Source organism: Nitrospina gracilis 3/211, from assembly GCF_000341545.2.
Classification (GTDB): Bacteria; Nitrospinota; Nitrospinia; order Nitrospinales; family Nitrospinaceae; genus Nitrospina; species Nitrospina gracilis.
Map to the genome: position 1 here is coordinate 2582875 of NZ_HG422173.1, position 13093 is coordinate 2595967.

The 13093-nt window shown below is 54.2% G+C and carries 18 protein-coding genes; 15 read left to right on the forward strand and 3 right to left on the reverse strand.

The features are described from left to right. The 5 genes from fliD to TX82_RS12375 form a co-directional block, all read left to right on the forward strand. Positions 1-1599 (forward strand): flagellar filament capping protein FliD (gene fliD, locus TX82_RS12355; protein WP_042251229.1); only part of this gene is annotated, 1599 nt, incomplete at its 5' end. Between the two features lie 46 nt (positions 1600-1645). Then, positions 1646-2077, forward strand: a complete 432-nt coding sequence (gene fliS, locus TX82_RS12360) for a flagellar export chaperone FliS (RefSeq protein ID WP_005011347.1) — start codon at positions 1646-1648, stop codon at positions 2075-2077. Positions 2078-2313: 236 nt separating this feature from the next. Then, positions 2314-3474: an ADP-forming succinate--CoA ligase subunit beta gene (gene sucC, locus TX82_RS12365; RefSeq protein ID WP_005011349.1), complete on the forward strand. Its 1161-nt coding sequence runs from the start codon at positions 2314-2316 to the stop codon at positions 3472-3474. Continuing rightward, entirely contained in the window at positions 3471-4340 is an 870-nt protein-coding gene (gene sucD, locus TX82_RS12370) for a succinate--CoA ligase subunit alpha (RefSeq protein ID WP_005011351.1), read from the forward strand. Before sucC ends, sucD begins: the two co-directional genes overlap by 4 nt. 80 nt (positions 4341-4420) lie before the next feature. Continuing rightward, on the forward strand, positions 4421-4624 hold the full coding sequence (locus TX82_RS12375) for a zinc ribbon domain-containing protein (protein WP_042251233.1): 204 nt from the start codon (positions 4421-4423) through the stop codon (positions 4622-4624). 3 nt (positions 4625-4627) lie between these two features. On the opposite strand, the gene TX82_RS12380 is transcribed toward TX82_RS12375, so the two are convergent. Beyond that, the gene (locus tag TX82_RS12380) at positions 4628-5074 is read right to left on the reverse strand and encodes a DUF1841 family protein (protein WP_005011357.1); all 447 of its coding nucleotides are present in this window, start codon (positions 5072-5074) and stop codon (positions 4628-4630) included. 57 nt (positions 5075-5131) lie between these two features. Then, entirely contained in the window at positions 5132-5416 is a 285-nt protein-coding gene (locus TX82_RS12385; RefSeq protein ID WP_005011359.1) for a hypothetical protein, read from the reverse strand. 228 nt (positions 5417-5644) lie between these two features. Between TX82_RS12385 and TX82_RS12390 the strand changes: the two genes are divergently transcribed. The 8 genes from TX82_RS12390 (at position 5645) to TX82_RS12425 (ending at position 10961) form a co-directional block, all read left to right on the forward strand. Continuing rightward, entirely contained in the window at positions 5645-5959 is a 315-nt protein-coding gene (locus TX82_RS12390; RefSeq protein ID WP_005011360.1) for a hypothetical protein, read from the forward strand. Positions 5960-6361: 402 nt separating this feature from the next. Next, the gene (locus TX82_RS12395; RefSeq protein ID WP_005011361.1) at positions 6362-7576 is read left to right on the forward strand and encodes a 2-oxoglutarate ferredoxin oxidoreductase subunit alpha; all 1215 of its coding nucleotides are present in this window, start codon (positions 6362-6364) and stop codon (positions 7574-7576) included. 158 nt (positions 7577-7734) lie between these two features. Further along, positions 7735-8604 carry a thiamine pyrophosphate-dependent enzyme gene (locus TX82_RS12400; RefSeq protein WP_005011362.1) on the forward strand — a complete coding sequence of 290 codons (870 nt, stop codon included), beginning with the start codon at positions 7735-7737 and terminating at the stop codon, positions 8602-8604. Between the two features lie 25 nt (positions 8605-8629). Continuing rightward, entirely contained in the window at positions 8630-9343 is a 714-nt protein-coding gene (locus TX82_RS12405; protein WP_005011363.1) for a 2-oxoacid:ferredoxin oxidoreductase subunit gamma family protein, read from the forward strand. Between the two features lie 31 nt (positions 9344-9374). After that, a complete protein-coding gene (locus TX82_RS12410) occupies positions 9375-9638 on the forward strand; it encodes a hypothetical protein (protein ID WP_005011364.1) in 264 nt (87 codons plus the stop codon). A 122-nt stretch (positions 9639-9760) separates the two neighbouring features. Continuing rightward, positions 9761-10180, forward strand: coding sequence for a nucleoside-diphosphate kinase (ndk, locus tag TX82_RS12415; RefSeq protein ID WP_005011366.1), 420 nt, complete (start codon positions 9761-9763; stop codon positions 10178-10180). Positions 10181-10202: 22 nt separating this feature from the next. Next, a complete protein-coding gene (locus TX82_RS12420) occupies positions 10203-10712 on the forward strand; it encodes a hypothetical protein (RefSeq protein ID WP_005011368.1) in 510 nt (169 codons plus the stop codon). Between the two features lie 57 nt (positions 10713-10769). Continuing rightward, complete coding sequence (locus TX82_RS12425) at positions 10770-10961, forward strand: FmdB family zinc ribbon protein (RefSeq protein ID WP_042251237.1); 192 nt, start codon at positions 10770-10772, stop codon at positions 10959-10961. Between the two features lie 6 nt (positions 10962-10967). On the opposite strand, the gene TX82_RS12430 is transcribed toward TX82_RS12425, so the two are convergent. Next, the gene (locus TX82_RS12430) at positions 10968-11924 is read right to left on the reverse strand and encodes a glycosyltransferase family 9 protein (RefSeq protein WP_005011369.1); all 957 of its coding nucleotides are present in this window, start codon (positions 11922-11924) and stop codon (positions 10968-10970) included. 81 nt (positions 11925-12005) lie between these two features. Between TX82_RS12430 and TX82_RS12435 the strand changes: the two genes are divergently transcribed. Beyond that, positions 12006-12431, forward strand: coding sequence for a 6-carboxytetrahydropterin synthase (locus tag TX82_RS12435; protein ID WP_005011370.1), 426 nt, complete (start codon positions 12006-12008; stop codon positions 12429-12431). Further along, positions 12415-12978 carry a GTP cyclohydrolase I FolE gene (gene folE / locus TX82_RS12440; RefSeq protein WP_005011372.1) on the forward strand — a complete coding sequence of 188 codons (564 nt, stop codon included), beginning with the start codon at positions 12415-12417 and terminating at the stop codon, positions 12976-12978. Before TX82_RS12435 ends, folE begins: the two co-directional genes overlap by 17 nt. The last annotated feature ends 115 nt before the right edge of the window (positions 12979-13093 follow it).

Below are 13093 nucleotides of genomic sequence, written 5' to 3' on the forward strand. Positions count from 1 at the left end.
TTCAACACCTCGGAAGTGGTCGAGAAACTGATCGCACTGCAACAGCGACCCCTTGAAGCCAAGGTCTCCGACCGCGAGCTGGAGGTGGAAAAGCTCGACCTGCTGAAGGAACTCCGCGGTCTGCTCAACACCTTCAAGAGCACGGTGCGGCTGATGAACGTGCGCGACCGGTTGGTGTCCATCGATGGGACTTTCATTGCCGACACCACCGGGGGAGAAAACGCCCGCGTCGGGGTCACCACTACCCTCAACTCCCCGATTGGCAATTACAGCATCGATGTCAACCAGCTGGCCCAGAAAGGAATTGTACAATCCGACGACCGGTTCAGTTCGGCGTCCGACATTTACAGCCCAGGGTTTTTCGGTGCAGGTACGTTGGAAATTACGGTGGCCGGAATTCAAACCGACATCTCAATCACCAACACGGATACGGTGCAGCAGGTGGTGGATAAGATCAATGCCTCGGCGGCGGACGTCACAGCAAAAGTGGTGGATGACGGTTCTGGTGCAACTCCCATAAGCATCGTGATTGAAGGAAATAAGACTGGCTCCAGCCAGACCGTTTCCGCCTTTTTCGATGGACCTTTTGGATTCGGCGACAAGTTTTTCACCAGCATTCAATCCTCACAGGACGCCCTTTTCGACTTCGAAGGGGTTTCCTACGCCCGCAGTACCAATATCGTGAGCGATGTCCTGACGGGGACGACCCTGTCGCTCGAGGCTTTGGGACCCGGCACCATTCAAATCACACAGGATACCGAAGCCATTCGCGGCAAGGTGGACGATTTTGTCGAGCAGTACAATGCCATCCGCGCCTTCGTAAACGACAACGCCCAATTCGATCCGGACACGCTGGAAGCGGGTCCCCTGTTCGGAAATGTTTCGGTCCGCAGCCTGGAGCAATCGCTGGCCCGGCTGGTTTCCAGCGAAGTGCAGGGACTCAGCACTTCCTTCAGTTTTCTTTCCCAGGTCGGCATCAAGACCGGGGATGACGGCCTGCTGGAACTGGATGAAGCCAAACTGAGCTCGGCCCTGGCGTCCGATCCCACCGGCGTCGTCAACCTGTTCATCAACAGCGGTTCGGCGTCCAACCCGAACGTCACCTTCGGCAGTGCGGCCACCACCACCGAAGAAGGGACCTTTGAATTGCAGGTCACCGGCGGAGTGCCGGAGTTGCGCAAAGTTGGAGAATCCACCTTCGTCCCGGCTGTAGCCGGACCGGGCGACACCTTCATCGGTGCCGCGGGCACCACCGCGGAAGGCCTGGTGTTCAGCATCACCGCCGCTGAACTGGCCTCGGACGGCAACAAGGGAACGATCGAGGTGTCCCTGGGTGTGGCCGAAAAGTTGAACCGTCTTGTGACCTTCAATACGGACACCACACTGGACAGCCCGCTTCAGGGCGACATCAACACCACCACCGGTACCATTGAGGACCTGAACGAGACCATCCTGAAACTTGATGACCGGCTGGCTTTGTTTGAAGAAAACATCACAAAAGAATTTATCCGGCTGGAACAGCTTTTGGGTGAACTCGACTCCCAAAGAAGGGCCGTCGAGTCGTCTCTTGCAAACCTGCCGAGCCTGTTGAGCAAGTAATAACGGCGAACACGGACATCACGAAGAATTACAGGAGAGTGAATTCATGGCACGAAACCAGGGACCCAATCAATACCAGATCAACGAGGTATCCACCTCCAACCAGGGCAAACTGATTCTCATGATGTATGACGGGGCCATCCGCTTCGTAACCATGGCGATGGAATCGATGGACCAGAACGACGTCGCACACAAAAGCGCGTACATTCAAAGGTCGCGGGATATCGTGAACGAACTCATGGTTGCACTCGATACGGACAAAGGCGGTGAGGTGACCCGCAACCTGGAACGTTTGTACCAGTTCATTCTGCGCCAACTCACGCACGCCAACATCAAAAACGACAAAGACGCCCTGCAGTCGATCCTGCGGGTGATGACTCCGTTGCGCGAAGCCTGGGGTCAGATTCTGCGCCCGGAGACAAATTCGGAGTCCTCCGCTGGAGGCGCCTCCCAATCCGGTTTTGCGGCGCGCTGTTGAACCGCAACAGTTGAAACCATCCGTTCTTTCCTTCTGTTTCTCTCCCAATCTTTAAGAGACGCAACTGTTTGTTCGGTGCTTCCCGGCAAGCAACCCTCCCCTTTGGGGGAATCCCTGCCCGGATTTACAGCCGTCACGTTTTCACCAACTCCGCTTTTTTTTGACAACCTGCGAAAACCTGTGGTACAAAGCGGCTCCCACATTTGGAAACCTATTTAATTCTTTCAATTCAAACCATGAAAATTCACGAATATCAGGGCAAAGAGCTCTTCAGGAAATACAAGGTACCGGTACCGCGCGGCATACTGATTCATGACAAATCGGAAGCCGCAGCGGCAGCCCGGGAGATCGGCACCACGCCCGTTGTGGTGAAGGCGCAGATCCATGCAGGCGGACGCGGCAAGGGCGGCGGCGTGAAACTCGCGAAAAGCCCGGAAGAAGCCGAACAGCACGCCGGCAAAATCATCGGCATGACTTTGGTCACACACCAGACCGGACCGGAAGGACGTCTGGTCAAAAAGGTATTGATCGAAGAAGGCATGGACATCGTTCGCGAGTTGTACCTGAGCCTCATCCTCGACCGCGAGACCAGCCAGGTCATGATCATGGCCAGCGAGGCGGGCGGCATGGAGATCGAGGAAGTCGCCGAGGCCACACCTGAAAAAATCATCATCGAACGCATCGACCCGGTCATTGGCGTGAAGCCTTACCTCGCCCGCAAGATCGCGTTTGCGCTGAACCTGGAAGGCGAGGTGTTCAAGCAGGCCATTCCTTTCATCATCAACCTGTACCAGTGTTTCGTGAAGGAAGACCTGTCGATGCTGGAGATCAATCCGCTCGTCGTCACCGGCGACAATCGCCTGCTGGCGCTCGACGCGAAGATCGACATCGACGACAACGCACTGGGCCGCCACCCGGACCTGCAGGAGATGCGCGATCTCGACGAAGAGGATCCCAACGAGATCGAGGCCTCCAAGTACCGCCTCAACTACATTCAGCTCGACGGCAACATCGGCTGCATGGTGAACGGCGCGGGACTGGCCATGGCGACGATGGACATCGTGAAACACAGCGGAGGCGAGCCGGCCAACTTTCTGGACGTCGGCGGCGGTGCCAACGAGGAGATGATCGAGAACGCGTTCCGTATCCTCCTCTCCGACAACAAAGTCAAAGCGATTTTCATCAACATCTTTGGCGGCATTCTGCGTTGCGACATCCTCGCCGCGGGCGTGGTCGCGGCCGCCAGGAAACTGAGTGTGAAGGTGCCTGTGGTCATCCGTATGGAAGGGACCAACATGGAGGAAGGACACCGCATTCTGAATGAATCCGATATCAACTTCATCGTCGGCAATGGTATGAAAGACGCCGCGAAAAAGGTCGTACAGGCAATAAAATGAGCATTCTCGTAGACGAAAACACAAGGTTGCTGGTTCAGGGCATCACCGGCCGCGAAGGCATGTTCCATGCCGAGCAGTGCCAGAAATACGGAACCCAGCTGGTGGCGGGTGTGACCCCTGGTAAAGGTGGACAGAAAGTTCTGGACAACGTTCCGGTATTCGACACGGTCAAGCAGGCCGTGGACAAAACCAAGGCCAACGCATCGATGATTTTCGTTCCCCCGGCGTTCGCCGCGGACGCCATCCTCGAGGCGGCGGATGCGGGCGTCGAACTGATCATCTGCATCTCGGAAGGCATTCCGGTTTACGACATGGTGGAAGTGTACCGGTACATCCAGGATTCGGACTCACGTCTCGTCGGTCCCAACTGCCCGGGCGTCATTTCCCCCGGCAAGTGCAAAATCGGCATCATGCCCGCGCACATTCACAAAAAAGGGAACGTCGGCATCATCTCCCGAAGCGGTACGCTGACTTACGAAGCCGTGGGCCAGTTGACGGCGATGGGCATCGGCCAGTCCACATGCGTGGGCATCGGCGGCGACCCGATCATCGGCACCCGCTACATCGATGCATTGAAACTGTTCCAGAAAGACCGGGCAACCAAGGCCATCTGCATGATCGGCGAGATCGGTGGATCGGCAGAGGATGAAGCCGCGTATTACATCAAGAAGCACGTCACCAAACCGGTGGTGGGTTTCATTGCGGGACAGACCGCGCCCCCGGGCCGCAGGATGGGCCACGCCGGGGCCATCATCTCCGGTGGCCAGGGCACGGCGGAAGGCAAAATGAAGGTGATGAAAAAGTGCGGGATCAAGGTGGTCAAAAGCCCCGCTGACATTGGCAAAACCATCGCCAAGTGCCTGTAAGCGGCCACCCTCTCCCCACCTTACAAGCGAAACCTGCTCAAAAATAAAAACCCCTTGGGATGGCCTGCATCCCAAGGGGTATGAACTACACTCTCGAATGCCCCAATTGCGGGGCGCCCAATATCAATAAAACCGCGTGGTGCGAAAAGTGCCTGACGCCGTTTGACCCGCCGAAGGCCGAGAACAAGGAGCTGGACTGCCCCGTCTGCCAGCACATCAACGATTACACACTCGATCACTGCGAAGTCTGCCACGAACCCTTGAAGCCGGGTCAGTCGGAGTGACGGTCACCCCTCTTCCATCCCCTCCTTCGCCGCCTGCACCAGTTGCTTGATGCGTTCCTGGTAATCGAGGTTGCTGAAGTTGTCGCCGCGGCGAAACGTGGTGAAATACAAATCGGCGTAGACCGAGATGAGGTGATGCAGAACCTCATGCTGGTCGATGCCCATATCCACCAGGTCCTTGTAGGCCTGGGCCACGAAGTCCGGCGCTTCGTCGCGGATCTGCTGGTCCACGATGACGTGCAGGACGGTGTGGACGAAAGGATTGACCACCTTGCCTTCGATCTCCTGCGGGTACACTGCCATCTCACCCATTTCCCAGGCCTGGTCGAACTCCGGGTGCATGTCCATGATGTAGGCGATACTTTCGTCCACCTCTTCCATGTCCTTTCCCTGGTTTCGGTCGGCCGCAACGCGGAGAATGCGTTCCTGCGTTTCCTTATCGAATTTCATAAGTTCGCTCTCAAATCCGGTGTTTATCCCGACAGGGGACCCGGATGGAATATTAAATCAAGGGGTCTCAGAAAAATGGGAGCGGCGTTCGCGGCCCGCGGCACCGTACACCATAAAGACCCGTTTGCCCTGACGGACATGGTATTTGGCCCAGGCCGGAGACTTGCCATCGTAACTCGCCTCCGGGTCCTCCCCTTCCGCCTTTAAAAAGTCGGGGTAGTCAAGCCCGGCCTCAAACACGTCCCCCAGGAGTGCATCGGAGGTGAAGCCCTTGCCCGTAAGCCGGACTTTACTCAGGAATTGCTGGATCTCTGCTGGGTCGTTCAGTTCAATAGGTTCCATAGACCATTATCAAATCAATTAAGTTTCCGGATTAAGATGTCTCTGAGGAGAAAAGGATTGTGTTAATTTGTATTTCCAAAAAGATGAAGCCTTTACCTGAAGGCTTCATGTCTGGTATGTTGGGTACTCTGGAGTTTCCGGCCAGCCGGAAGCCTATCCTAACACAGGTTTTTGTTGCAGAAAACCGCCTGCAAACCATAAAGAACCGCTAACAGGAGCCTTTCCCTTATGCTGACCGAGGAAAACCTCGTGCTCACTCGTACGGAGCCGAGCGGAAACGGCAGTATTCAGTTTGTTTACCGCATTGGGAATTTGGGGGTCACAGCGGTGAACTTCCCCACAGAGGACATCACCCAACTGGAGTGGACTGTAGACGTGGTCAAGTTTCAGGATGGCGAAACCCTGCGTTACGAACTGTATCACGATACCGACCTGGCCAAAACCACGCTCAAGTTCAGAAATGACAAGGCTGTAAACGAGTTCCTCGAGAAAGCGTTCGCCCATCTGAATGAAATCCATTCGAAGCAGGAACAAAAGGGTTGAGCCCCGGGGACGGCCTGAAGGGACAAAAATTCACCTCTGGTCCTAAAAAACCCTGCAAACTGGCGCAGAGCCTGTCGCTCCGGAAACACCTTCCTCCCTCCTGAATTTAATTCAAATAGTTGAATTTATTGAGGTAAATTATTTCTCGAAACACCCCCCATCCAGAGTGAAATCCGGTGTGTGCGGAGTTTTTTTCAAACCTGTACAAAATTTAATTGAAAACCTTCAATTAAATTGTATTAGAGGGGCAAACATGGTAATTTGAACACCGCAAATCAGGTTGTTCTGATCTTCCCTGGAACAGAATCCCTCTTCCAGTTGCCCTATTAAATACTAAATAATAGCTTTAAAGCTAAGTATATTCAACATTTGGAATAAACATCATTGCGTTGAGGAGTCGTTATGACCGAGCAAACTGCAACCCAGAAAAAAGAAGAATGGGTCCCTAAAGGCGACTTGCAAAAAGTGGTCGACCCGGTGTGGTTGTTGAGAGAAGCGCCCCGTGAAACCGAGTTCATCACCGGGAGTGAGGCGGCCCGCGAGGCCATTCGCCGGGCCAATGTAGACATCGCCATCTCCTATCCTATCACCCCGCAGAGTGAAACCATGCAGCAGGTCGGTTACCTCTATGACGAGGGCTACCTCAAAGACTATTACCGTGCGGAAGAGGAGATCGGGGTCATGACGGCCATCGGCGGTTCTTCGAGGGCCGGTGTGCGTTCCCTGACGGCGACTTCCGGTCCGGGACTCATGCGCGGCATGGAAGCGATCGCTTCCTGGCCGGGTGCGCGGACTCCTCTGGTTCTGCTGAACATGTGCCGTGTCATCAACACCCCTCTGGCCATTCAGCCGGACAACATCGAGATTTCATTTTTGTTGAACACCGGCATCCTCCACGCCCATGCTGAAAATCAGCAGGACTTCTTTGACTATTCCCTGGCGGCGTTCATGGTGTCCGAAGAAGTGGATGTGACTCTTCCCGCGGTGGTATCGGTTGACGGTTTTTTCGTCACCCACGCTCGCGGCAAGGTGTCGATGCCTTCGCAGGAATACAAACTGCCGCCTCGCATCGGCTGGCGTTCGGCCGTACCGGCCATGGACAATGAAAACCCGCCGGCCCGGTTGTCCCGCGATGCTCCCATTCAGAAATCCAACTTCATCAGCTACCACATGCACGCCAGCTGGCAGCAGGAAGTTTTCGCCGCTGTCGAGCGTTCCGCCCGGCATTGGCGTAAATACCTGGGCGACCTGATTGAAGTCGTAAACCCGGACGCCGAAGAGTTCCTCATTGCTTCCGGTTCCGCTGTTTCCCAGTCGCGCGAAGCCGTTCGTCAGGAAGGTGAAGCCGGTCGCAAGGTGGGTCTGGTCAAAGTCAAGACCATTCGCCCGTGGCCCGGCCGGGAAATCATTGAGGCCGTTAAGAACGCCAAGCGAATTCTGATTCCGGAATTCAACCAGGCGGGCTGGCTGCACAAGGAAGTCTGCTCCACACTGTATGGCAATTGTGAAGCCGAAATTGCCTCTGGGCCTCGGGTTTATGGCGGCATGACCATGCCGACCGAGATGATCCTCGAGTGGCTGGATGCGGCCCGCAAAGGTACGGTTGATCGCCTGTAACACTGATGTTGCGTTAGCCGTACGAATCGTGTAGGCTTAGTTTTTTGGGACTTTGGCCCCGAAATTCCTTTTAAAAGACGCGTCAACCCTTGCAGGCTGAGGGTCTGAATAGAACTTAATAAAACTTTCTTAAATATATATAGAAAGGTAAATCAATTATGTCTCTCGAAACCGTTAAACCGTCTCCTGGTTTTGAAGATCTTCTCCCCGTTGAATACCGCGACCTCGTCAAGTACGGTCAGTATGGTCGTGAGGTGAAGGTTAGCGAAATGGGGAAGTTCAAGGAACTTCTGGAAGAGCATCCGATGTGTGCGGGTTGCGCGATGACCCTTTTCATCCGTCTCACCATGCTGGCATTGCCGAATCCTGAGCACACCATCAACGTCGGTACCGCAGGTTGCGGCCGTCTTGCTATTTCCCAGGCAAACATTCCGTTCATCTACGGTAACTACGGTGACACCAACTCCGTGGCATCCGGCCTGAAACGCGGCTTGGAAATTCTTTATCCGGATCAGTATAAAGACGTCATTGTTATGGCCGGTGACGGTGGTCTGATCGATATCGGCTTCCAGGCCCTCATGCATTCCTGGTTCCGTCAGGAAAAATTCACCACCATCATGCTGGACAACGAAGTTTACGGCAACACCGGTGGACAGGAAAGCGGTATGACCATGCAGGGCCAGATTCTGAAGATGGCCCCGCGCGGCAAGAAAACCGGCAAGATCGACGCTCTGGGGCTGGCCCGGGTTTCGAACTGTGCTTACATCGCACGCATCGCGCCGACCAACCCGGCCCGCGTGGTTCGCACCGTTCGTCGCGCCATCCTGATCGCGCGCGAAATCGGCCCGACCTATATTCAGGCCTACACCTCCTGCAACATCGAGTACGCCATTCCCACTCCGGAAGTCATGCAGGATGCCTTCGATGTCGAAAAAGAACGCTATGGTTTCCACGAGGAAATGACGGACGAAGCCAAGGCGTACATCACCGACCTCGAAAAGAAAGAAAAGAAAAGCCAAAGCTGCTAAAAAATAATGAGGAGGTTTTCAATCCATGCCACAAGAAGTCAAACGTTATAACGTCCGCATGGCCGGTATTGGAGGTCAGGGCGTCGTCACCGCATCTCACATCCTGAGCAACGCGGTTGTAATCGGTAAAGGGTACAGTTCCCTCGTCCCCTTTTTCGGTTCCGAAAAACGCAATGCTCCGGTTGAAAGTTATGTGCGGATCTCCAACGATGAGATATTTGAAATCGGGGAAATCGTCTTCCCCAACGTACTGATGATCTTTAGCGCTCAGGTCATCACGCTGGGTAAGTCGTACACCATGCCTTTTTACACGGGCCTGAAAGAGAACGGCATCATCCTGATCAACAACAAAGAGCCGCTCAAACTCATTCCCGATGAGGAGAAGGAGTTGGCAGATAAAAAAGCGAACATCTATTATCTGCCGGCGACCGAACTCGCCAATGATATTGCGGGGACCGACCTGGCCACCAACATGGCCATGTGCGGCGCCATATCCGCCATTTTTGGCATGCCGGACATGGACTCGATTGAGGCATCCGTAAAGGATCGTTTCATCGGTAAAGGTATCGTTACTTCCGGTGGTACCGCCTCTCTGGACAGCGTCATCGAGAAGAAGTTCGCCAAAAAGCAGAAGCTGCTTCAGGCGAACATGGACACCATCAAAGCCGCATACCAGTTCGCGGTGGACAACAAATGGGGTGTTCATGCTGATGCCAAAGAGAAACCGGTTGCCGTCTAAGGTAACTTTTTGAATTGGAGATTGAACAAGCATGTACTATATTGCAGAGGTAGATAAGGATAAATGCGCAGAAACCAATTGCCACCTGTGCACGACTTATTGTCCCGAAGCCAACTGCATCAACTACAGCGAGGAAGACAAATCCGCCTACGTTTCGGTGGACCGCTGTAAGTCTTGCGAAATCTGCGTTTACATCTGCAGAGACGTCGCCAAGCACAATGCCATCCAGATGAAATGGATCGACAATCTGGAAGATCGCTTCGTGATCAAACGGGTGGGAGTGGTTCAGCGCTGAACATCCTTAAACCTGTATTGGTTTCATAAAAGGAAAGGTATTTGGGGCTCCCCAATACCTTTTTTTTTCCCTGATATCCAAATTCCCCGTCAACTCATTCACCTAGAAGAACCGGAGTATCAATGGAAAGAACGTTTGCTATCATCAAGCCTGACGCTGTAGAACGCAACCTGATTGGCAAAATCCTGGAGCGCATCGAATCCAAAGGGTTCCGCATCGCCGCCATGAAACGGGCCAGACTGACCCTGGAGCAGGCCGAAGGGTTTTACCACGTTCACAAGGAGCGTCCCTTTTTTAAAGACCTGACCACCTATATGTCTGCCGGTGGTCCCGTCGTCCTGCTGGTACTGGAAAAAGACAACGCCATCACCGGCTGGCGGGAATTGATGGGTGCGACCAATCCCAAGGATGCCGCCGACGGCACCATCCGCAAGGAGTTCGCCGTGGACATTGAAAAGAACTCCGTGCACGGTTCCGATTCACCCGAAAATGCAGCCTTTGAGATTTCCTATTTTTTCAGTCAGACGGAAATTCTATCCTGAAGGCCCTGAAAGGGGGTAAAGCATGCAACGATCCCGATCCAACCCAGCCTCCCGCCTGTGGGCAGGCGGCCTTCTTATCTGGACCCTGGTTTTTGCGGTTTTATCCCCTTCAACAGCCCAGGCGCAGGACGAGCCGCGGCCGTACGTCCTTTACCAGAACTTTGAAAAGCACGGTATCGTGGCCTGGCCGCGCGACTTCATGCCGCCGGAACTCAAAGAATATATCGCCTCATTGGGCTTCAAGGAAGTCGACCGGGGTCTCGCCGTCATGCGTTTCGGCGAGGTCAACCAGAACGGAACCTTCATGATGCCGAAGGCGGTGCAGGAGAAATTCGGCATCACACGATTTATTATTCTCCAGATATTGAGCGACCGGATCGGTATAATGGTAGGGATATGGGAGCAGGAATTCGGACTGACCCTGCCACAAAAAGTGTTCAATCTGGACGAGGTCAAGGAGAACATTCCAAAAACTCTGGACATTTTCCGGGAACAGGAAGGCACCAAGCCCATCTTCTGGCAACAACCATGAAGCCGGGTGGAACTGCAGCGACACCCTGCCCGTCCCGAATAAGCAGGAGGCCAATTCATGCCCATTTACGAATACGAATGTGAAAAGTGCAAAGATAAAACGGAAGCCCTGCAAAAAGCAGACGACCCGCCTCTCGAAAAATGCGAAAAATGTGGCGGACCGCTTCATAAATGCGTGGGGGGCGGAACCTTTCACCTGTACGGCTCCGGGTTTTACACAACGGACAACAAACGGAAATACCTGAAATGACCTTCCTCAGTGGCGGGTGCGAATGGAAAGCAGCCGGCCCAGTTCCCTACTGACTTCGCCGGCACCGTCTTGGTCCGCCTCACTGGTTTTACGAATATCGACTACCCCTGTGTGCGCTCCCAATGGACGCCACATTTTCGGTTCCGTTTTGACAAACACGGCCAGGGTGGGCAATCCCAGCGCGGCAGCCAGGTGAGTCACCCCTGCATCGTTGCCCAGAAACCCTTCGGATTGGCAAAGCAAGGCCGCGCAACGGGTCAGGGAAAGATTTTCCCAGACCGGGAACCTGCGTTCCCGACAAAACGCATGCACGGTTTCGGAGATGGCCACTTCCGCGGGCCCCAGCAGGAACACCGGTAGCATTCCTTGCGAATTCAGCCAATCCGCCTGTTCACGGAACCGCTTGAGCGGCCAGTTTTTAGAAACCCCGCCGCTTCCGGGTTGAAGTACACAGATTCGAGGTGACGATGAAAGGCAAGCTAAAACCCGTTTTGCCTCCCGGACCTCCTCATCCGGAGCCTTCCAGCCCGGGGGCCATGAGAAGGGTGACGGCAGCCCTAAAAGCGTTTCCAGGTAATACCCGCTGACATGCTTGTCCGGACGGTGAGGGAATGGCGGGCGGAAGATCACTTCACCTGGGAGGCGTTGACGAAGCCGGTCGGCCACGGTACCGCCGTGATCCTGAATGAGAGCCACCACGCAATCGTAATCAGAAAGGAAACGCAGAGGCAGGCTATCGGTGTCATCACCATACACCCGCCACCATTGCAGGTCGTCGGCGGCGAAAGCCCGGTCAATGCAGTCAAAGCCTTCCATCAGGGCTTTCTGCCGGGCTTCGACCACCACATGGAGGCATTCGGGTTGTACAGAATGCACCGCCTGCAACAAGGGCAAAGTCATCAACACGTCGCCCAGCGCACCGGTGCGGACCACCACGATTTTTTTCCCGGACAGGCGATGCATATTACCCCGTCAAAAAGCTTTAAACCCTGAATTCCATTGACAATCCGGCCCCCCTCCAATAACATGAATGGAAGAAAACCCATGATTTATATAACACGAAAAGTAGAATTTTGCGCCAGTCACCGGCTGTTCAACCCAACCTTTTCTGACGAAAAAAACGCCCAGGTGTTTGGCCTTTGCAATAACCCCAACGGTCACGGACACAATTACACCATGGAAGTGACCGTCAAGGGGGACGTCGACCCAGAAACCGGAATGGTTCTGGATCTCAAGTTCCTCAAAAAGCTCGTCACCGAGGAGATCATCGACAAGGTTGATCATAAAAACCTCAACATGGACGTGGAGTTTTTGCAAGGGGTCATCCCCACTGCCGAAAATCTGGCTATCAAGTTCTGGGAGGTGCTGGAACCGAAAATCGGCGGCGGGTTGCTTCACCAAATCAAGTTGTACGAATCTCCGCGCAACTTCGTAACTTACAGAGGACAAGTCAGTGAAAGAGTTGATTGAAAAGCTTTTGCTCGAGCTGGGAGAAGACCCCTCGCGCGAAGGCCTGAAAAATACCCCCGAACGGGTGTCCCGTTCCCTCAAGTTTCTGACCGGCGGCTACTGGGTCAATATCGACGAACTGGTGAACGATGCCCTGTTCACCGATGCCAACACCGATGAGATGGTGATCGTCAAGGACATCGACATGTTCAGTCTTTGCGAACATCACATGCTTCCTTTCTTTGGTAAGGCACACGTGGCCTATTTGCCGGATGGAAAAATCATTGGTCTCAGTAAAATCCCCCGTGTGGTGGACGCATTCAGCCGCCGGTTGCAGGTGCAGGAAAGGCTGACCACTCAAATCGCCGACTGCATCCAACGCGTGCTCAAACCGAAGGGCGTCGCGGTGGTTATCGAAGCTCTTCATCTGTGCATGTCCATGCGCGGCGTGGAAAAACAAAATTCGTACACCACGACGAGCTCCATGCTGGGTTACTTCAAAACCAATCCCAGTACGCGCGGCGAATTCCTGAGCCTGATCAATGGCAGTCAACGATACCGTACCTGACCTTCTCCAGGCCTTGGCTAGGCGTTCCAACTCATTTAAAAATAGTCATTTACTGGATTCGGTATGCTTTGACATCCGCAACCAATCTCCATATAATGGATTCAAGGTCCATTTG

What these genes read in the sequence shown, in the direction of transcription:
- fliS (WP_005011347.1), top strand. Translation starts at nt 1,646, where the DNA reads ATGGCACGAAACCAGGGACCCAATCAATACCAGATCAACGAGGTATCC.
- sucC (WP_005011349.1), top strand. Translation starts at nt 2,314, where the DNA reads ATGAAAATTCACGAATATCAGGGCAAAGAGCTCTTCAGGAAATACAAG.
- sucD (WP_005011351.1), top strand. Translation starts at nt 3,471, where the DNA reads ATGAGCATTCTCGTAGACGAAAACACAAGGTTGCTGGTTCAGGGCATC.
- TX82_RS12375 (WP_042251233.1), top strand. Translation starts at nt 4,421, where the DNA reads ATGAACTACACTCTCGAATGCCCCAATTGCGGGGCGCCCAATATCAAT.
- TX82_RS12380 (WP_005011357.1), bottom strand. Translation starts at nt 5,074, where the DNA reads ATGAAATTCGATAAGGAAACGCAGGAACGCATTCTCCGCGTTGCGGCC.
- TX82_RS12385 (WP_005011359.1), bottom strand. Translation starts at nt 5,416, where the DNA reads ATGGAACCTATTGAACTGAACGACCCAGCAGAGATCCAGCAATTCCTG.
- TX82_RS12390 (WP_005011360.1), top strand. Translation starts at nt 5,645, where the DNA reads ATGCTGACCGAGGAAAACCTCGTGCTCACTCGTACGGAGCCGAGCGGA.
- TX82_RS12395 (WP_005011361.1), top strand. Translation starts at nt 6,362, where the DNA reads ATGACCGAGCAAACTGCAACCCAGAAAAAAGAAGAATGGGTCCCTAAA.
- TX82_RS12400 (WP_005011362.1), top strand. Translation starts at nt 7,735, where the DNA reads ATGTCTCTCGAAACCGTTAAACCGTCTCCTGGTTTTGAAGATCTTCTC.
- TX82_RS12405 (WP_005011363.1), top strand. Translation starts at nt 8,630, where the DNA reads ATGCCACAAGAAGTCAAACGTTATAACGTCCGCATGGCCGGTATTGGA.
- TX82_RS12410 (WP_005011364.1), top strand. Translation starts at nt 9,375, where the DNA reads ATGTACTATATTGCAGAGGTAGATAAGGATAAATGCGCAGAAACCAAT.
- ndk (WP_005011366.1), top strand. Translation starts at nt 9,761, where the DNA reads ATGGAAAGAACGTTTGCTATCATCAAGCCTGACGCTGTAGAACGCAAC.
- TX82_RS12420 (WP_005011368.1), top strand. Translation starts at nt 10,203, where the DNA reads ATGCAACGATCCCGATCCAACCCAGCCTCCCGCCTGTGGGCAGGCGGC.
- TX82_RS12425 (WP_042251237.1), top strand. Translation starts at nt 10,770, where the DNA reads ATGCCCATTTACGAATACGAATGTGAAAAGTGCAAAGATAAAACGGAA.
- TX82_RS12430 (WP_005011369.1), bottom strand. Translation starts at nt 11,924, where the DNA reads ATGCATCGCCTGTCCGGGAAAAAAATCGTGGTGGTCCGCACCGGTGCG.
- TX82_RS12435 (WP_005011370.1), top strand. Translation starts at nt 12,006, where the DNA reads ATGATTTATATAACACGAAAAGTAGAATTTTGCGCCAGTCACCGGCTG.